Source organism: Pseudomonas sp. UBA6276, from assembly GCF_002438365.1.
In the GTDB taxonomy this organism is placed as follows: domain Bacteria; phylum Pseudomonadota; class Gammaproteobacteria; order Pseudomonadales; family Pseudomonadaceae; genus Aquipseudomonas; species Aquipseudomonas coleopterorum.
In genome coordinates this window covers 1-17,440 of the sequence record NZ_DJUS01000025.1, presented here as the reverse complement: position 1 = coordinate 17,440, position 17,440 = coordinate 1, and the positions used below count along the sequence as shown (strand labels likewise).

General features: G+C 61.9%; 19 protein-coding genes. 7 read left to right on the top strand and 12 right to left on the bottom strand.

Going from position 1 to position 17,440, the window contains the following annotated elements:
- Positions 1–146: 146 nt before the first annotated feature.
- The 6 genes from B2V21_RS03470 to prlC all read right to left on the bottom strand — a co-directional run bounded on the left by B2V21_RS03470 (position 147) and on the right by prlC (position 8,741).
- The gene (locus B2V21_RS03470; RefSeq protein ID WP_282347022.1) at positions 147–1,460 is read right to left on the bottom strand and encodes a c-type cytochrome; all 1,314 of its coding nucleotides are present in this window, start codon (positions 1,458–1,460) and stop codon (positions 147–149) included.
- An 11-nt stretch (positions 1,461–1,471) separates the two neighbouring features.
- Positions 1,472–3,256 (bottom strand): GMC family oxidoreductase, encoded by a 1,785-nt coding sequence (locus B2V21_RS03465; RefSeq protein ID WP_286916038.1) that lies wholly within the window; start codon positions 3,254–3,256, stop codon positions 1,472–1,474.
- Position 3,257: 1 nt separating this feature from the next.
- Positions 3,258–3,995 (bottom strand): gluconate 2-dehydrogenase subunit 3 family protein, encoded by a 738-nt coding sequence (locus B2V21_RS03460; protein ID WP_049860496.1) that lies wholly within the window; start codon positions 3,993–3,995, stop codon positions 3,258–3,260.
- Positions 3,996–4,248: 253 nt separating this feature from the next.
- Positions 4,249–6,318 carry a M3 family metallopeptidase gene (locus B2V21_RS03455; RefSeq protein WP_286916037.1) on the bottom strand — a complete coding sequence of 690 codons (2,070 nt, stop codon included), beginning with the start codon at positions 6,316–6,318 and terminating at the stop codon, positions 4,249–4,251.
- A gap of 120 nt (positions 6,319–6,438) precedes the next feature.
- Positions 6,439–6,696, bottom strand: a complete 258-nt coding sequence (locus B2V21_RS03450; protein ID WP_043191945.1) for a YheV family putative zinc ribbon protein — start codon at positions 6,694–6,696, stop codon at positions 6,439–6,441.
- Positions 6,693–8,741 (bottom strand): oligopeptidase A, encoded by a 2,049-nt coding sequence (prlC, locus tag B2V21_RS03445; RefSeq protein WP_286916036.1) that lies wholly within the window; start codon positions 8,739–8,741, stop codon positions 6,693–6,695. Before prlC ends, B2V21_RS03450 begins: the two co-directional genes overlap by 4 nt.
- A 91-nt stretch (positions 8,742–8,832) precedes the next feature.
- Between prlC and B2V21_RS03440 the strand changes: the two genes are divergently transcribed.
- Entirely contained in the window at positions 8,833–9,378 is a 546-nt protein-coding gene (locus B2V21_RS03440; RefSeq protein WP_043191947.1) for a gamma carbonic anhydrase family protein, read from the top strand.
- 4 nt (positions 9,379–9,382) lie between these two features.
- Positions 9,383–10,039 (top strand): HAD family hydrolase, encoded by a 657-nt coding sequence (locus tag B2V21_RS03435; protein ID WP_286916035.1) that lies wholly within the window; start codon positions 9,383–9,385, stop codon positions 10,037–10,039.
- Between the two features lie 112 nt (positions 10,040–10,151).
- Here B2V21_RS03435 and B2V21_RS03430 read toward each other — a convergent pair whose 3' ends face one another.
- Complete coding sequence (locus B2V21_RS03430; protein ID WP_286916034.1) at positions 10,152–11,237, bottom strand: aminopeptidase; 1,086 nt, start codon at positions 11,235–11,237, stop codon at positions 10,152–10,154.
- An 83-nt stretch (positions 11,238–11,320) separates the two neighbouring features.
- Between B2V21_RS03430 and B2V21_RS03425 the strand changes: the two genes are divergently transcribed.
- Together B2V21_RS03425 and B2V21_RS03420 are read left to right on the top strand one after the other, a co-directional pair.
- Positions 11,321–11,734, top strand: a complete 414-nt coding sequence (locus B2V21_RS03425) for a hypothetical protein (protein WP_286916033.1) — start codon at positions 11,321–11,323, stop codon at positions 11,732–11,734.
- A 110-nt stretch (positions 11,735–11,844) separates the two neighbouring features.
- Complete coding sequence (locus B2V21_RS03420; RefSeq protein WP_049860490.1) at positions 11,845–12,258, top strand: hypothetical protein; 414 nt, start codon at positions 11,845–11,847, stop codon at positions 12,256–12,258.
- 42 nt (positions 12,259–12,300) lie between these two features.
- On the opposite strand, the gene B2V21_RS03415 is transcribed toward B2V21_RS03420, so the two are convergent.
- Positions 12,301–12,534, bottom strand: coding sequence for a DUF1161 domain-containing protein (locus tag B2V21_RS03415; RefSeq protein WP_049860489.1), 234 nt, complete (start codon positions 12,532–12,534; stop codon positions 12,301–12,303).
- A gap of 53 nt (positions 12,535–12,587) precedes the next feature.
- A complete protein-coding gene (locus tag B2V21_RS03410) occupies positions 12,588–13,013 on the bottom strand; it encodes an OsmC family protein (RefSeq protein ID WP_043193753.1) in 426 nt (141 codons plus the stop codon).
- Between the two features lie 211 nt (positions 13,014–13,224).
- Between B2V21_RS03410 and B2V21_RS03405 the strand changes: the two genes are divergently transcribed.
- On the top strand, positions 13,225–14,226 hold the full coding sequence (locus tag B2V21_RS03405; protein ID WP_056844870.1) for an LLM class flavin-dependent oxidoreductase: 1,002 nt from the start codon (positions 13,225–13,227) through the stop codon (positions 14,224–14,226).
- Positions 14,227–14,327: 101 nt separating this feature from the next.
- Here the strand turns inward: B2V21_RS03405 and B2V21_RS03400 are convergent, their stop codons facing one another.
- Positions 14,328–14,552 carry a DUF1161 domain-containing protein gene (locus tag B2V21_RS03400; RefSeq protein WP_049860487.1) on the bottom strand — a complete coding sequence of 75 codons (225 nt, stop codon included), beginning with the start codon at positions 14,550–14,552 and terminating at the stop codon, positions 14,328–14,330.
- A 132-nt stretch (positions 14,553–14,684) separates the two neighbouring features.
- On the bottom strand, positions 14,685–14,900 hold the full coding sequence (locus B2V21_RS03395; RefSeq protein ID WP_043191958.1) for a dodecin: 216 nt from the start codon (positions 14,898–14,900) through the stop codon (positions 14,685–14,687).
- 143 nt (positions 14,901–15,043) lie between these two features.
- On the opposite strand from B2V21_RS03395, the gene B2V21_RS03390 reads away from it, so the two are divergent.
- The gene (locus B2V21_RS03390) at positions 15,044–15,367 is read left to right on the top strand and encodes a DUF883 family protein (protein WP_282347053.1); all 324 of its coding nucleotides are present in this window, start codon (positions 15,044–15,046) and stop codon (positions 15,365–15,367) included.
- Here the strand turns inward: B2V21_RS03390 and B2V21_RS03385 are convergent.
- The gene (locus tag B2V21_RS03385) at positions 15,364–16,260 is read right to left on the bottom strand and encodes a LysR family transcriptional regulator (RefSeq protein ID WP_286916032.1); all 897 of its coding nucleotides are present in this window, start codon (positions 16,258–16,260) and stop codon (positions 15,364–15,366) included. The genes B2V21_RS03390 and B2V21_RS03385 overlap by 4 nt on opposite strands.
- Positions 16,261–16,367: 107 nt before the next feature.
- On the opposite strand from B2V21_RS03385, the gene trpB reads away from it, so the two are divergent.
- Positions 16,368–17,440: tryptophan synthase subunit beta (gene trpB / locus B2V21_RS03380; protein WP_286916031.1), on the top strand; the 1,073-nt coding region annotated here is incomplete at its 3' end.

Here is a 17,440-nt window from a genome sequence, read left to right as displayed (position 1 = left end):
ACAAGGCTGGGATTGAGGGGGGTCTTTTTACTGGAGGGGGTCAGTGAGGGCCTCTTCGCGGGCAGAGACCCGCTCCCACAGGTATGCGAACTCTTGAACAACCTGTGGGAGCGGGTCTCTGCCCGCGAAGAGGCCGCCAGCCATGATCAATGGCTGGTGGACTGCCCCAGGTCATCGCCGGAGGTGTGCTTCATGTCGTCGCCGCGCATCTGCTTGACGTCGTCGGCCGACACCGTCGAGCCCTGATTGCCCCAGCTGGTGCGGATGAAGTTCACCACATCAGCCACTTCCTGATCGGACAGGCGCCAGGCGAAGCCGGGCATGGTGAAGGTCGACGGCGCCGTGTGCGTGGCCGGCAACGTGCCACCTGCCAGCACGATATGGATCAGCGAACTGGCATCCTCGGTCTGCAGCACCGGGTTGCCAGCCAAGGCCGGGAACACACGGGTGTAGCCCTGGCCATCGGTCCGATGACAGGCCGCGCAGTTGTCGATGTACACCCCGGCACCGACCTTGCTGTCGTCTCCCTTCCACAGTGCGTCAGACACACGTGCGTCGTATTCATGGGGCTTGTCGGCACGGTCCACCGCCGGCAGCGTCTTCAGGTATCGAGCGATGGCCGTGAGGTCTTCATGGGTCATGTACTGCATGCTGTGCTCGACCACATCGCTCATGCCGCCGAACACCGCACTGCGATCGCTGCGGCCGGTCTTGAGAAACTGCACCAGTTGCTCCTCGCTCCAACTGCCCAGACCGTCCTTGTGATCGCCGCGCAGGCTCTTGGCGATCCAGCCTTCGAGCGGTGCGCTGCCAGCCAGGAAGTCGGCGTTGTCGCCGGCGCTCAGGGCCTTCTCCTGCATGGTGATCGCCCGTGGGGTATGGCAGGCGCCACAGTGCCCAAGCCCTTCGACCAGGTAGGCGCCGCGGCTGATCACCGGATCGGAGCCCGGCGGCGGCTGATAGGCGCTGACCGGAGGGGCGAACAGTCCGCGCCAGATCGCCAGCGGCCAGCGCATGCTCAGTGGCCAGGGAATGTCGGTCGGCTTGTTTGGTTCGGCCACCGGCGCCACGCCCTTCATGAAGTAGGCGTACAGGGCGTGCATGTCGGCGTCGCTGACCCGTGCATAAGACGGGTAGGGCATGGCCGGATACAGGCTGCTGCCGCTCTTGCCGATGCCGTGGCGCACGGCCTTGTCGAAGTCTTCGAAGCTGTAGTTGCCGATGCCGTCGCTGTGCGGCGTGATGTTGGTCGAGTAAACCGTGCCGATCGGCGTCTCCATGCCCAACCCGCCGGCGAACGGCGCACCGCCCTTGGCGGTATGGCAGGCCACGCAGTCACCGGCACGGGCCAGGTAACGGCCCTGCTCGATCAGGGCGTCGTCGGACTCTGCGGCCCTGGCCGGCAGGCTGGTCAACAGACTGGCGAGCAGGGTCAGCGCAGCGATCTGGATAACGTTCATCTCTGCGCTCCTTATGCCTGCACCAGCGGGCCTGGGTTCTTCAGGTACTGCTCGCGAATGGCCCGTGCCGACCAGTAGGTCAGTGCCGCCACCAGGCCGGTGGGGTTGTAGCCCAGCCCCTGGGGAAAGGCCGAGGCGCCTGGAACGAACACGTTGTGCACATCCCAGCACTGCAGGTAGCGGTTGATCGCACTGGTCTTGGGATCGGTGCCCATGATCGCGCCACCGTTAAGGTGGGTGGTCTGGTAGGAGGCGGTATTGAAATGCTCGCCGACCTTCTTGCCCAGCAAGGCAATGGTCTTGGGGTTCATGGCCTGGGCGACCTTGCTCATTTTCTCGACCATGAAGCGGTTCATCTTGATGTCGTTTTCCTGCCAGTCGAAGGTCATGCGCAGCAACGGCAGGCCATAGGCATCGCGGTACACCGGATCCAGATCCAGGTAGTTGCCGCGGTAAGATTGATGGGCGCCGTGGGCGTCCATCGACACCTGATGGGTGTAGTAGTCGGCGGTGGCCTTCTTCCAGGCGCTGCCCCAGGCTGGCGTGCCCGGTGGATTGGCCGTGCCGGCGATGGGTCGGCTGCCGGCCTGGTTGACCCACATCGGCGAGCCGCCGACGAAGCCATGAGGTCCGTGGTCGAAGTTGTCGGCATTGAAGTCGTCGAACGCCACACCGTTGCCACCGGCGCCGATGAAGTTGTTGGTGTGGGTGTCCTTGTCGAAGAAGGCCTTGATGGTGGCCATGTTCTGGTAGGCGAAGTTCTTGCCGACCACACCTTCGCCGGTCTTGGGATCGTAGGGCTTGCCGATACCGGAAAGCAGCATCAGGCGCACGTTGTTGAACTGGAACGCACCGAGAATCACCAGGTCCGCCGGCTGCTCGACTTCACGCCCCTGGGCATCGACGTAGGTCACGCCGGTCGCCTTGCGCTTGGTGCTGTCCAGATTGACCCGCAGTACATGGGCGTTGGTGCGCAGCTCGAAGGTTTCGACCTGGCGCAACGCCGGCAGGATGTTCACGTTCGGTGACGCCTTGGAATACATGTAGCAGACATAGCCGCTGCAGAAACCGCAGAAGTTGCAGGGGCCCATCTGCGCACCATAGGGGTTGGTGTACGGCCCCGATGTATTGGCCGACGGCAGATTGTACGGCTTGTAACCGACCTCGGCGGCGGCCTTCTGGAACAGCTGCGCCGAAACGGTGTTCTTCTGCGAGGCCAGCGGGAACGGGTTGGAACGATCCGGTGCATAGGGGTTGCCACCCTTGCCTTCGCCGACCCGCACGCCGTTCACCGTCCAGGCCTGACCCGAGGTGCCGAAGACTTTTTCGGCGAAATCGAAGAACGGTTCCAACTCTTCATAGCTGACACCGAAGTCCTGGATGGTCATGTCCTTGGGGATGAACTGCTTGCCGTAGCGCTCCTCGTAGTGGCTGCGCATGCGCAGTTCCATGGGATCGACACGGAAGTGCACGCCCGACCAATGCAGACCGGCGCCGCCGACACCCTTGCCCGGCAGAAACGCACCCAACTGGCGGTTGGGCAGTGCAACGTCGTTGACGCTGTGGCGGATGGTCACGGTTTCTTTGGAGATGTCCTGAAACAGCTTCTTGCGCACGCTGTAGGTCAACTCGTCGATCACCTGTGGATAACTGCCGTCCGGGTAGGTGTCCTGCATCGGGCCGCGCTCCAGCGCTACCACGTTGAGACCTGCCTCGGTGAGTTCCTTGGCCATGATCGCGCCTGTCCAGCCGAACCCGACGATGACCGCGTCGACTTTCTTCATTACCGTTGTCATGTCAGGCCCTCTCGCCGCGAATCGATACAGCCGGGAAGGGGTATTGCTCGTTGCGTTCCACCCAATCCATGAAGTCGGCGCGTGCGCCGGGAAAACCGATCTGAGTCCAGCCGACCATGCCCTTGTTGCCGCCGTGCACGGGGTCACAGAAGAAGCCTTCACGGGTGTTCTGCAGGATCAGACTGAAGAAGGCAGTGGCGGGCAGTTCGTCGAAAACCAGCTCTCCGGCTTCGATCTTGCCGAGAATACGGTCCTGGGTAGCGCTGTCTTGCTCAGCGAACACTTTGCCCGATTGAGCCTTGCACCAGGCATCAGTGGCAGCGATGCCCAGACGGTAGATCTGCTGGGGCACCAGCTGCAGTTGATAGCCCATCTGGGGCGGGGCATCGGTCACGAACGGACCTTGCATGTACCACAATGCCCCCGTGGCATACGGGGTGTTCATCTGCCGATCAATGAATTCCGCTGCGCCGGCTTCCAGGGCACCGGGGCCCAGGTCATCCGCTGGAATCAGCCGAGCCACCGCGGCCTGTACGAAAGCCCACTCTTCAGCGGTGAAAAACGACGGCTGATAATCGGCGGTTGGCACCGGCTTAGGTGGCGCGGTCCGCGTATCCGCCTGGGCATCGGCCGTCAGGGCACCGAGGCCCAGGCCGCTACTGGCAACGGTCACCACCGGAATCAAGGTCAGTGTTTTGCGCAGAAAATCCCGGCGCGGGTTGTTTTCTTGCTCGGACATCAGGGTTCTCATCAGCTGTTCGATACGGTTTTTATCGATGCGCAGCTCAGCGGTACGTGTTCGTTGCACCACGCGGCCAGAGGCGGGTGATGCTTTGTGGAAGGCGCAGACGCGACACATTCGGCACGAAGCCAGGCGCGGCAAAATGCCGCCCTGGCGCTTCAACCGACAAATGTATCTATTTGTGACGGCAAATGAAACCGGTTTCAGCCTCAATATGCACTGACTGGCTGGACGTCATTGTTCAAATCCGTCAAGCCTTGATGCCCAGATCCGCCAGTAACGCCTCGATACCCGGCTTGCTGCCGGCAAAGCTTTCGACCAGCTCCGCGAATGGCCGCGTTCCGCCGGAGGCCAGAATCAGACGCTGGAAATCCTCACCCGCCTGACTCGCCAACAGCCCTTCACGTTCGAAGCGAGTGAACAGGTGGGCCGCGAGCACCTGCGCCCAGACATAACTGTAATAACCGGCCGCGTAGTCCGCGGCAGTGAATACGTGAGCGAAGGTGTTGAGCCAACGCACATAGGGTGGATGACGTACCACTTGCGTGTTTTCAAGCACCTGTTCACCGATCTCCTGCGGTGAAAGCCCACTGCTCGTGCTGTGCAGGCGATAGTCCACCAGGGCGTATTCGAGCTGCCACAGCAGCGCCTGGGCACGGAAGCGAGCCTTGGCCGCGAGCGCCTGTTCAACGTAAGCGCTGTCGATCCGTTCACCGGTCAGATAATGCCGCGACATCGATTGCAGGATTTCCGGCTGCATGGCCCAGTGTTCGAACACGCCGCTGGGCAGTTCCACCGCATCTTCGGCCACGCCCTTGATGCCCGAGACACTGCCGTGATCGATGCGGGTCAGCACGTGGTGCAACGCATGGCCCAACTCGTGGAAGAACGTCTGGATATCGCCCAGGCTCAAAAGGCAGGGAAACTCTGGCGTCTGGGCAGCGAAATCACAGCCCACATGGGCAATCGGCAGTTGCAGGCGTCCGTCGGCGAAGCGGTGGCGGTCACGCAGAGCCTCCATCCAGGCACCCGCGCGCTTCTTCGGCCGGGTGTGCAGGTCCAGGTAAATGTAGCCAAGCACCTGATCCCCTTCGCTGATCTGGAACAACCGCACCGAAGCCGGTTGGCGCGGTGCTGGCGGGCATTCGTGCCACTGCACGTCGAACAACTGGGCCAGCAAGTGTTGCGTGCCGTCCATCACCGCCTGCATGGGGAAATATTCGCGCACCTTGAGTTCCGTCACACCGTGATGGATCTGCAGGTATTTTTCCTGATAGTAGTTGCAGTCCCAGGCCTCCAGCGTTGGCACACTGAACAGCGCGGCCAGTTCCTGCACAGGGGCGAATTCGGCCTGCGCCGCGGGGCGAACCTTGTCGATCAGCTGCAGCAGCAGCTTCTCCACGTCGGCGGCTTCGTCGAACATGCGTGTGGCCTGAGCCAGCGAGGCGTAGCTGCGATACCCACTCGCTTCGGCCAACTCGGCACGGGCCGCGAGGATGCGTTGCAGCACCGGCCCGTTGTCATTCTCTCCAGCGCGCGGGCCCTGGTCCGAAGCCTGGGTGTAGAAGGCCTTGTACACCTGTTCGCGCAGCGAGCGGTCGTGAGCCTGGCTCGCCACCGCCAGCACCATCGGCAGTTCCAGGGTCAGTAGCCAACCAGAAAGGCCGGCCTCGCGTGCCCGCTGGGCCATGCTGGCGCGTACGGCGGGGGCGATACCCGCCAGTGCAGCTTCATCGTCGAGGGCCAAGGTCCAGGCCTGGCTGGCCGCGTCCAGGTTATCGGCGAACGTCTGGTACAACCCCGCCAGTTCCACGTGCAGGCGTTCGATGCGCATCTGGGTCGCACGCGCAGTGCCCACCCCGGCCAATCGCGCGGCGCGCAGGGCGTGATTCAATGCCGCCTGCTGGGTCGAATCGAATTCGAGGGCCTGCGGGCTTTGCTGCAGCAGTTGCAAGGCGGCCTGCACCGTGCGGTTGTGTTTGATGGCCGACTCATAGGCCTGTACCCGCTCGCGGCATTTCGCATATGCCTCGATCACCGCCAGATGGTGATGGCGACTGAGCAACTGCTCGGGTTGCAGCACCGCCAGCAAGCGCTGATGCATGTCTTCCAATGGCTTGACCAAGCCTTCCCACGTGGGTGATTCGAGCTGCTCGGGGAGTAGTTGCGCCAGCTGACGCAAGTTGCTCTCGATCACATGGGTGATGGCCGGCTCGACGTGTTCGGCCTTGATGAGGTGATAGGGGACTATCTCGTGGTTGCCCAGCAAGGGGTTGTCGGCAAGAAGCGCGGGGAGTACCGACGAGGGTGCGGTGGTCATGTTCGATTCCTTGAGTGACGCCTGAGTGGCGAGCCAGTCTAGGAAGGCGAACGATCTGCGAAGTGGTAGCCGGCTATTGCCGTCGACCTGCCCGTGCGGCAAGTCGACGGCAGGCCTGGCTCAAGGCTTCTTGAGCTTGGGGTTGGGGAAGAACTGCACCGGTTGCGAGGTGGGCCGGGCGACCTTGACGGCCACCTTGTTGACCCGCGTGCCCAGTTCGCTGGGCACCGACTGGCCCTGCGCATTGAGCGTGTCGCTGTAACCACAGGCCACGCACTCGCGATGGGGGACCTCGTCGACGCTCCACATCATCAGCTTGTCCGGCTCGCTGCAGGCCGGGCAGACGGCCCCGGCGATGAAGCGTTTCTTGGTGATCATGCCGCCGCTTCCTCGCTCAGACCGCTATGGCGCAACAGGGCATCGATGGACGGCTCGCGACCGCGGAAGTCGACGAACAACACCATCGGAGCCTGCGATCCGCCACGCGCCAGAATGGCTTCGCGGAAGGCGCGGCCGGTGTCGGCATTGAGCACGCCGTCTTCCTCGAACTTGCTGAACGCATCGGCCGACAGCACTTCGGCCCACTTGTAGCTGTAATAGCCCGCCGCGTAGCCGCCGGCGAAGATGTGCGCGAAGCTGTTGGGGAAGCGGTTGTAGGCCGGCGGACGCATGACCGAAACCTCGTCACGGACACCGTCCAGCACTTCCATCACGCTGCGGCCATCGCCATGGGAAGCATGCAGCTCGAAGTCGAACAGCGAGAACTCGATCTGGCGGACCATCATCAGGCCAGACTGGAAGTTCTTCGCCGCCAGCATTTTTTCCAGCAGGTCCTGAGGCAGCGGCTCGCCGGTTTCGTAGTGACCCGAGATCAAGGCCAGGCCTTCGGGCTCCCAGCACCAGTTTTCCATGAACTGGCTGGGCAGCTCGACCGCATCCCACGCCACGCCGTTGATACCCGACACGCCGACGTGCTCGACCCGCGTCAGCAAGTGATGCAGGCCGTGGCCGAACTCGTGGAACAGCGTGGTGACTTCGTCGTGAGTCAGCAGCGCCGGTTTGCCGGCATCGGCCGGGGTGAAGTTGCACACCAGGTTGGCCACCGGGCTCTGCAGCTCGCCATTCTCGGTGCGACGGCGGTCGCGGGCACCGTCCATCCAGGCGCCGCCACGCTTGTTGGCGCGGGCGTAGAGGTCGAAGAAGAAGCGGCCCACATGCTGGCCGTTTTCCTTGATCTCGAACAAGCGCACGTCAGGGTGCCAGGTGTCGAAACCTTTCTGCTCGGCGATCTCGATACCGTACAGGCGCTGCACGATGGCGAACAGGCCGCCCAGGACCTTGTCGATCGGGAAGTAGGCGCGCAGCGCTTCCTGGGAAACGCTGTAGCGCTGCTCACGCAGTTTTTCCCCGTAGAAACCGCTGTCCCAGCTTTGCAGGTCGGCACAGCCCTGTTCGGCAGCATAGGCGCGCAGCTGCTCCAGGTCCTGGGCCGCGAACGGCTTGCTGCGCTGGGCCAGGTCACGCAGGAAGGTCAGCACCTGATCGGTCGACTCGGCCATCTTGGTGGCCAGGCTCAATTCCGAATAACTGGCATAGCCCAACAGCTCGGCTAATTCCTGACGCAGGTCGAGGATCTCGCGCATCACCGGGCCGTTGTTGTTCTGGCCGGCGTTGGGGCCCTGGTCCGAGGCGCGGGTGCAATAGGCTGCGTAGACTTCTTCACGCAGGGCGCGGTCTTGAGCGTAGGTCATGACGGCGTAATAGCTGGGGAACTCCAGGCTGATCAGCCAGCCGTCCAGACCCTTGGCCTGTGCTGCGGCCGCCATTTGCGCCTTGGCCGAATCGGTCAACCCGGCCAGGGCCGATTCGTCGGTGACGTGCTTGGTCCAGGCCTGGGTGGCGTCGAGCAATTGGTTGGAGAAACGGCTACCCAGCTCCGACAGCTTGCTCTGCACCTGGGCGTAGCGCTGCTGCTGATCCACCGGCAGATCGATACCGGACAGGCGGAAGTCACGCAGCGAATGCTCCAGAATGGTCTTCTGGGCTACGTCGAAGCCCGCGGCTTCAGGACTGTTGGCCAGGGTTTCGAAGGCCTGGAACAGCTCGCGGTTCTGACCCAATTCGGTGGAGTAGGCACTGAGCGCCGGCAGGCAGGCCTCATAGGCCTGGCGCAGTTCGGCGCTGTTGCACACGGCGTTGAGGTGGCTGACCGGGCTCCAGGCAGCGCCCAGGCGGTCGTTCAGCTCGTCCATGGCCAGCACCAGGCCGGCCCAGGTAGGCTGGCTGCCCTGGGTTTGCAGAATGTGGGCAATGGCCGCGCGGTTGTCGGCCAGGATCTGTTCAATCGCCGGTTGTACGTGCTCGGCACGGATCGCCGAGAACGGCGGCAGGTCGTAGGACTGCAGAAGGGGATTCGCGCTCACGGTTAAACACCTTGGCTATGAAGAAACACTGGGACATCTTAATTACAATTACGACTCACCGCAGCTATCGACAACACAGAGGATGCCTATCGTGGCCATTCGCAATTTCCAGCAGCATACGCCGCGCCTGGGCGAACGCGCCTTCGTCGACCGCTCGGCGGTGGTGATCGGCGACGTCGAGATCGGCACCGACAGCTCGGTCTGGCCGCTGACCGTGATCCGCGGCGACATGCACCGAATCCGCATCGGCAAACGCACCAGCGTGCAGGATGCCAGCGTGCTGCACATCACCCATGCCGGCCCTTTCAATCCGGACGGTTTCCCGCTGCTGATCGGCGACGATGTCACAATTGGACACAAAGTCATGCTCCACGGCTGCACCCTGGGCAATCGCATCCTGGTCGGCATGGGCAGTACCGTCATGGACGGCGCGGTGGTGGAAGACGACGTGATCATCGGCGCCGGCAGCCTGGTAGCTCCGGGCAAACGCCTGCAGAGCGGCTTTCTGTACGTGGGCAGTCCGGCCAGGCAGGCCCGGCCGCTGACGGACAAGGAACGTGCGTTCTTCACCTACACCGCTGGCAACTACGTGAAGCTCAAGGACCAACACCTGGCCGAAGGCTTCGACAAGGACTGATTCCGTGCACTATCAAAACATTCTGTTCGACCTCGACGGCACCTTGACCGACCCGCGCGAGGGCATCACCCGCTCCATTCAGTATGCCTTGGCCAAGCTGGGCATCGACGAACCCGACCTGCGCAATCTGGAACACTTCATCGGTCCGCCATTGCTCGAGCAGTTCATGCACGCCTACGGCTTCGACGAGGCCCGCGCCTGGCAGGCGGTGAATTTCTATCGCGAACGCTTCCGCGTCACCGGCCTGTACGAAAACCAGATCTTCGCAGGTGTCATCGCACTGCTCGAAACCCTTCAGGGACAAGGCCGGCATCTGTATATCGCCACTTCAAAACCCTGGGAATTCGCCCGGGAGATCGCCCGGCACTTCGATTTCGCCAGGCACTTCAAGGTCATCTACGGCAGCGAACTGGATGGCACGCGGACCGACAAGGTGCAGCTGATTGCCTACATCGTGGAACAGGAAAAGCTGGACCCTGCCCAGACCTTGATGGTCGGCGACCGCAAGCACGACCTGATCGGCGCACGCAGCAACGGTCTGGATTGCGCGGCGGTGGGCTATGGTTTCGGTTCGCGGGCGGAATTAGTCCTGGAGAACCCGACGTATCATTTCGACACGTTGCAGGCGCTGCATGAGGCGTTCCTGCAAGGCGCAGGATGAGTCGGTAACGATGCGGGCCATTCGTGGCCACTGACCACTCCTACACAAGACTTCTCGCAACCCTGTAGGAGCGGCCAGTGGCCGCAAATAGGCCCGAAAGGGCACTGCAAAACTACCCACCCAACCGCGCCAACTCAACTCTGCGCTCGTCCATCGGTAACTTGCCCAGTGCCGCCGCCCGATCATAAAAGGCGCGCCAATCGCCAGCGACCTGCCGGAACAAACCCGCGAACGCCGGCACCCACTGGTCGTACAGACCAAACGGCAACAGCTTGGCATTGTTCATCGGCCCGTTGATCCAGGTATCGAAACGCCTGTCTCCCTGCCAAGGCCCATCGCGCAGCTGGCGATACTCGCGGCGCAGGCGCTCGAACTCGGCAGCCTTGCCCGTGCGCATGGCCTGCTCAGATAACGGTTGGGCGTACAGCGCAGCCAGGCGTTCGCGGGTCGCGAGCACCAAGGCGGTGAACTGGTCACGTTGCGCCACCAGCGTGCTTGCCACCGGCGGCAAGCCTCGCTGGGCACGCCACTGCCGGGTGCCTTCCTGCTCGACGAAGGTGGCGAAGGACTCATTGAATTCGGTGTCGTCTTTCACATACACACGCTGATGCGCCAGCTCATGGAAGATCAGAGTGGCCAGACGCTCGTCGCCCCAACCGAGCATGGTGTTGAGAATCGGATCGTCGAACCAGCCCAGGGTCGAGTAAGCCTCGACGCCACCCACGTAGACATCCCGGCCCGCCAGCTTCTGCAACGCCGCTTCGTCCCGAGCACCGGACTGACTGTAGTAACCGCGATAAGCCACGCAACCGGCAATCGGGAAGCAATGGGTCAACGGCGCCAGGGAAAACTCCGGTGTGGCGAACACGTTCCACACCACCAATGGCCGACCGATGTCGGCGTACAGGCGATAGCTGCGGTTGTCCGGTAGATGCAAGTGCTCGCTGGCGAAGTCGCGGGCCGCCTGGGCACGCTGCAATTGCTCGCGCAGCCGCGGGTCGCGCGACGGATCGGCAAGGATCTGCGCCACCGGCTCGCGTGCCTGCAACAGCTGCCACTGGCCCTGCATCAACTGGCCGTAATAGCCCGCGCTGCTGCAACCGTTGAGCAGGAACAGCAGGCTCAGGGGAACAAACAGGCGCAAACCGCGGTCGAGTGCGGCAAGAATGGAACGACGAACAACAACGAATTCATGCATGTGGTTTTCCATGGCCAGGCCCGCCAGCGAGCAGGTGTTATCGGCGCTGACCCTGCATCTTACGATCCCATGAGGAGAATTCCATGCGCGCATTGATCATTGCTGGCAGCCTGCTGACGCTTGCCGGCTGTGCCGGACTGCCCGACCCGGATCCCAACCAGGCCTGGATCGATCTTGCGGCCGACGACCAGAACGCACTGCACGCGGCCCAGGTCGACGAGAAGGAATGGACCGACACGCGTTATTTCGAAGTCGAACCCGGCCGCCATGAGCTGACCGTACGCCTGCAATTTCCGGTAGAGCCAACCAACATCGGTCCGGTGCCCGCACCGCTGTGGCGTAATTGTGAATTGAACGTTACCTACGCAAGCTTTGATGCGGGCCAACGCTATTTCCTGGAAGCGGGCAGCGTCGGCTTCAGCCCTTGGGCCAGACTCTACGACGAGCAGCGCAAGCTGGTCGGCCAGGCCCAACCCGCGGGCTGTCAGAGCACTTGAGCACCGCTCACCCGGTATAACCACTGACGGCGCCGACTCGCGCCGTCGGCACAAAGCTTCTAGACTCGATACTCGTCTTGCCGATGGTTCTCTGCAGCCAAGGAACTCCCATGCGCGCCGTGCTCGCCCTGTTGACCTTCGCCACGCTCGCTGGCTGCGCCAACCCGCCGTTGCCCACCGTCGATCCGGGCAAAGCCTGGATCGACATGTTCACCACGACCGGGCGCCTGGTCATGGCGGAAAGTCTGGATGGCCGCAAGCTCAACGATGGGCGCTATTTCCAGGTGAATCCCGGAAGCCATGAGCTTGAAGTGCGGTTTGATTACGAGATGTATGCCGGAGGCGGGCTGGTCAACGACCCGTTCGACCGTACCTGCTACCTGACCGTGCGCTATGACGGTTTCAAGGCTGGCGAGCGCTACCGGTTGGAGGGCAGGGCGATTGCCATGCAAGCCAGTGCGCGGCTATATGATTCGAGCAGGCAGATCGTGGCCGAGGACCGGGCCATTCACTGCATTCCCTGAGCGGCTGCTTGAGCGTCATGGCGTGATTGCACCGCAGCGCAATCAGTCGTCGTTTTTCTGATAGACGATCTTGCGCGTGCCATTGTCGCAGGAGCCCACGACCATATTCGGGTCCTTGGCATCTAGGTTGTCGACAATTTCCAGTGTGTACGATGTGACACCCTGGGCCTGGATCTTGGCCTCGATTTCGGCCTTCAAATCCTCACATGGCTTGGGTGCTGCCAACGCCGTGGTTGCCAACACACTGCACGCCATCGCCAAAATCAATTGCTTCATGACTCGATTCTCCTGATGAGGGGGCAGTGTAAGGCAACCGGGCGCACGCTACCTCAAGATTCCAGGGTGGCGCTCAGGGTGATGTCGGCGTTCAGTACTTTCGATACCGGACAGCCTTCCTTCGCCTTGTTGGCCAGTTCTTCGAACTTGGCCTGGTCAATGTTCGGAATCTTGGCCGACATGGTCAGCTTGATGGCGGTGATTGCAAAACCTTCGCCTTCCTTGTCCAGGCTGACTTCGGCGGAAGTCTTGATTTCATCGGGGGTGAAGCCTTCACCGCCCAGGATCATCGAGAATGCCATGGAGAAACAGCCGGCATGCGCTGCGCCGATCAGCTCTTCCGGATTGGTGCCCGGCTGGCCTTCGAAACGGGTGTTGAAGCCGTAGGGATTGCTTTTCAGAGCGCCGCTCTGAGTGGAAATCTCGCCCTTACCGGTTTTCAGATCGCCTTTCCAGACAGCCGATGCGGTTTTCTTGATGCTCATAAAAGCCTCCATGATGGGCGCGACGGGTTCGCGCGGTGTCATGTGTTCAGAGGGCAGGGCGCTGGGCAAGTTCAGCGCGATTCGGACAGCTGGCTATTGAATCCGGGCAAGATGCCCATACTGACTATTGATAAGAAATAAATATTCGGTAGCAAAGATGCGCGGGGCATCCCACCTGCCACATACCCACAGGATGCCATTGATCATGACCGTTTTGACCGATACGAAATACTCCGTTCTCGACCTTGTGCCCGTACGTGCCGACCATGGCCCGGCACGGTCGCTGCACAATGCCCTGGACCTGGCGCGCCATGCCGAAACCTGGGGCTACAACCGCTTCTGGGTGGCCGAGCACCACAACATGGACGGCATCGCCAGCTCGGCGACCTCCGTGCTGCTGGGCTATCTGGCCGGTGGCACGTCCTCGATCCGAGTGGGCTCGGGCGGGGTGATGCTGCCCAACCATGCGCCGCTGGTGATCGCCGAACAGTTCGGCACGCTGGAAAGTCTGTACCCAGGACGCATCGACTTGGGCCTGGGCCGCGCGCCTGGGTCGGACCAGATGACCGCGCGCGCGCTGCGCCGTGAACGCTCTGGCAGTGCCGACGATTTTCCCGACGACGTTCGCGAGCTCATGGCCTACCTTGGGCCTCGTACTCCTGATCAGAAAGTGATCGCCGTGCCGGGTAGCGGGACCAACGTGCCGATCTGGCTGCTGGGATCGAGCCTGTTCAGCGCCCAGTTGGCAGGCATGTATGGTCTTCCCTATGCCTTCGCTTCGCATTTCGCGCCGCGATACATGCATGAGGCGATCCGTGTCTATCGCGCCCATTTCCAGCCTTCCGAGGTGTTGGACAAGCCGTATGTGATGCTCGGTGTGCCATTGGTGGCCGCCGACAGCGACGAGCACGCCGACTACCTGGCCACTTCGGTCTACCAGCGCATTCTCAACCTGATGCGTGGCCAGACCCTGGTGCAGCAGCCACCGGTCAAGAGCATGGAAGGGTTGTGGTTGCCCCATGAAAAAGCAGCGGTCGGGGACTTTCTGGGCTTGGCGGTGGTGGGGGGACCGGCGAAGATCCAGGCCAAGCTTGAGGTGTTGCAGGAGCAGACGCAGGCGGACGAACTGATCTTCACGTGCGATCTGTATGAACATGCCGATCGGCTCAGATCCTATGAGCTGTTGGCGCAGGTGATGCAGGGCTGAGCGTGCACTGACCTGAGTTGCTGCGGCGTCTGTTCGCGGACGCTGACCGCTCCTACAGGGGATTTAATATCCTGCGGGAGCGGGTCATGGCAGCAACGTCATCAGCGCTTGTAGACGATGGCCTTGGTGCCGCCTTCACACGAACCGACAACCTGGAAACCTTCATCCGGAGTGACGTTGTCGACCACTTCCAGCGTGTAACCCGACACGCCGTTGGCATCGATCTTCGCGGCGATTTCGCTCTTGAGCTCCTCGCACGGCTTGCCTGCAGCGAACACGCCGCTTGCCACGCTCAACAAACCCACAGCCAACAAAATTCGCTTCATCGCTTGCATCCTTGGTTTGGTACTGCCGCTTTAAGACAAACGGCGGATCGCCTGTGGTCAGGTCGATACGCCGGGAGGGTGTTGTAACTTAACCTATGGCATTCGGCCAGTCGGAAGATTCCGTGTTTTCTGTCAGCTATTTTGTATACGGAAGCCGACTTTCAGCGTGACCTGGAAATGCGCCACCCGGCCATCTTCGATGTGACCACGGGTTTCGGTCACTTCGAACCATTCCATCTTCTCGATGCTCTTGCTCGCTTCAGCCAAAGCATTGTTGATGGCGTCTTCGATGGTGGTGGTCGAGGAACCGACCAGTTCGACTTTCTTGTACGTGTGGTGATCGCTCATGGTGCTCTCCAGTGGATGGACTACGAAAGGTTGTCTACCTGTGTGGGGATTTCTGCGCTAAAAGTTCATACGCACTGCACTTTCATCCTGCCGCGCAGTCGGAATCTACACACGCTATTCATCACAACGAAGGAGAGATACCGATGGCAATTTCGACCCGCAAGGCCTCGCTGCAAAGCATGGAAGCAGAAATCGAAAGTCTGCTGCGCTCCCTGGAAAGCCTGAAGGAAGATTCCACCGAGGAGTCGCGCAAGACCCTCAAAGCGCTGAAGGCCAATGCCGAGACCGCGCTGAGCCACTCGCGCAGCCTGATCAGCGATGCGTACGAAGAAGTGAAGGTCAAGACCAAGGAAACCGGTATCGCTACCCGTGAATACGCTCAAGAGCACCCTTGGGCCGCAGCTGGCGTCGCCGTCGGCGCGCTGGGTCTGATCGCCGCTTACCTGATGTGCAATCGCAGCAACTAATCGACCTGACGCGCCAGCTCTTGCTTGAGCCATAGCGCCAGTTGTCGGGCGCGCCCATCCGAGGCGCGCCGCGGGACCCAAAGCGCCAGCCGCGCCGGGGTTTGCGTAAAACCCCATGGCGCGGCCAGACGCCCGGCCCGCAGGTCATCGATCACCAGCGGTTCGGGTGCGATGGCAATGCCCAGTCCAGCCACTGCGGCTTCCAGCAGATAATACAAATGCTCGAACCCCTGTCCCAAGGTCAACGCCTCGGGTTCCAGGCCGTTGCGCTGTGCCCAGCTGGGCCAGGCCTGTGGCCGTGATGTCGTGTGCAGCAAGGTGTGCTTGAGCAAGTCTTTGGCGGCACCGTTCTGCAAAGCCTCGAATCCCTGGAAGCGCGGGCTGAGCACAGGTCCGATGCGTTCTTCGGCCAGTTCGAACACGTCCATGTCGGCGGGCCAGGGTGGTTCGGCAAACATCAGCAAGGCGTCCAGGCCAGGACGGCGAGGGTCCAGATCGCCTTCGCCGGCCGATAGATGCAGGCGCAAGTCCGGCAAGTCGCTGTTCAATCGACCCAGACGCGGGATGAACCAGCGCGCCAGCAGGCTTCCCGAGCAGCCCAGGACGAACGGCGCCTGAGCCTGGGCCTGACTCAATTCCGCACAGACCAGACGCAGGCGTTCGAAAGCCTCGGCGCTGGCATCACGTAGCCGACTGCCGGCATCTGTGAGTTTCAGGCCACGTCCCTGCTTGACGAACAATGCGATGCCCAGATGCTCTTCGAGCAGCTTCAGTTGTCGGCTGACGGCACCGTGGGTCACGCTCAAGGATTCAGCCGCCTTGCTGACGCTGTTGAGGCGGGCAGTGGCTTCGAATGCCTTGAGAGCATTCAGCGGGGGCAGGTCACGGCTCATGGTAATGTGAGAATTCCTGACAGGTTGCGGAGATCTTATCGGTTTTCCTGAGCGGCTGTCGTGGGTACAGTAGTGACATCGCCCTTTCATTTCCCCTGGAGCTTCGCATGACCCAGAGCAATCTTCGCAGTGGCCCGGACAGCAACGGCCTGTTCGGCGCCTTCGGCGGCCGCTACGTCGCCGAGACCCTGATGCCGCTGGTGCTTGAGCTGGCTCGGGAATACGAAGCGGCCAAGGCCGATCCCGAGTTTCTCGAGCAGGTCGCCTACTTCCAGCGCGACTATATCGGCCGGCCCAATCCGCTGTATTTCGCCGAGCGCCTGACCGAACATTGCGGCGGGGCGAAAATCTACTTCAAGCGTGAAGAACTCAACCACACCGGCGCACACAAGGTGAACAACTGCATCGGTCAGGTGCTGCTGGCCAAGCGCATGGGCAAGAAGCGCCTGATCGCCGAAACCGGCGCCGGCATGCACGGCGTGGCTACGGCCACCGTGGCCGCGCGCTTCGGTCTGCCTTGTGTGATCTACATGGGTGCCACCGACATCGAGCGCCAGCAGGCGAACGTATTTCGCATGAAACTGCTGGGCGCCGAAATCGTGCCGGTCACTTCCGGCACCGGCACCTTGAAAGACGCCATGAACGATGCCCTGCGTGACTGGGTCACCAATGTCGACGATACCTTCTACCTGATCGGTACCGTGGCCGGCCCACACCCGTATCCAGCGATGGTGCGCGACTTCCAGTCGATCATCGGCAAGGAAACCCGTGAGCAGATGCAGGAGAAGGAAGGTCGCCTGCCCGACAGCCTGGTTGCCTGCGTCGGCGGTGGTTCCAATGCCATGGGCCTGTTCCACCCCTTCCTGGATGACAGCAGCGTGGAGATCATCGGCGTCGAAGCTGCCGGCCATGGCGTGGATTCGGGCAAGCACGCCGCCAGCCTCAACGGTGGCATTCCCGGTGTACTGCATGGCAATCGCACCTATCTGCTGCAGGACAACGATGGGCAGATCACTGACGCACACTCCATCTCGGCTGGCCTGGACTACCCCGGTATCGGTCCTGAACACGCCTGGTTGCACGAAATCAAGCGCGTGAACTACACCAGCATCACCGATGAAGAGGCGTTGGCTGCGTTCCATGCCACCTGCCGCCTTGAAGGCATCATCCCGGCGCTGGA

Excerpts from the sequence above, each read along its gene's own strand:
- B2V21_RS03470 (WP_282347022.1), bottom strand. The coding sequence starts at position 1,460 with ATGAACGTTATCCAGATCGCTGCGCTGACCCTGCTCGCCAGTCTGTTG.
- B2V21_RS03465 (WP_286916038.1), bottom strand. The coding sequence starts at position 3,256 with ATGACAACGGTAATGAAGAAAGTCGACGCGGTCATCGTCGGGTTCGGC.
- B2V21_RS03460 (WP_049860496.1), bottom strand. The coding sequence starts at position 3,995 with ATGTCCGAGCAAGAAAACAACCCGCGCCGGGATTTTCTGCGCAAAACA.
- B2V21_RS03455 (WP_286916037.1), bottom strand. The coding sequence starts at position 6,318 with ATGACCACCGCACCCTCGTCGGTACTCCCCGCGCTTCTTGCCGACAAC.
- B2V21_RS03450 (WP_043191945.1), bottom strand. The coding sequence starts at position 6,696 with ATGATCACCAAGAAACGCTTCATCGCCGGGGCCGTCTGCCCGGCCTGC.
- B2V21_RS03430 (WP_286916034.1), bottom strand. The coding sequence starts at position 11,237 with ATGCATGAATTCGTTGTTGTTCGTCGTTCCATTCTTGCCGCACTCGAC.
- B2V21_RS03425 (WP_286916033.1), top strand. The coding sequence starts at position 11,321 with ATGCGCGCATTGATCATTGCTGGCAGCCTGCTGACGCTTGCCGGCTGT.
- B2V21_RS03420 (WP_049860490.1), top strand. The coding sequence starts at position 11,845 with ATGCGCGCCGTGCTCGCCCTGTTGACCTTCGCCACGCTCGCTGGCTGC.
- B2V21_RS03415 (WP_049860489.1), bottom strand. The coding sequence starts at position 12,534 with ATGAAGCAATTGATTTTGGCGATGGCGTGCAGTGTGTTGGCAACCACG.
- B2V21_RS03405 (WP_056844870.1), top strand. The coding sequence starts at position 13,225 with ATGACCGTTTTGACCGATACGAAATACTCCGTTCTCGACCTTGTGCCC.
- B2V21_RS03400 (WP_049860487.1), bottom strand. The coding sequence starts at position 14,552 with ATGAAGCGAATTTTGTTGGCTGTGGGTTTGTTGAGCGTGGCAAGCGGC.
- B2V21_RS03395 (WP_043191958.1), bottom strand. The coding sequence starts at position 14,900 with ATGAGCGATCACCACACGTACAAGAAAGTCGAACTGGTCGGTTCCTCG.
- B2V21_RS03390 (WP_282347053.1), top strand. The coding sequence starts at position 15,044 with ATGGCAATTTCGACCCGCAAGGCCTCGCTGCAAAGCATGGAAGCAGAA.
- B2V21_RS03385 (WP_286916032.1), bottom strand. The coding sequence starts at position 16,260 with ATGAGCCGTGACCTGCCCCCGCTGAATGCTCTCAAGGCATTCGAAGCC.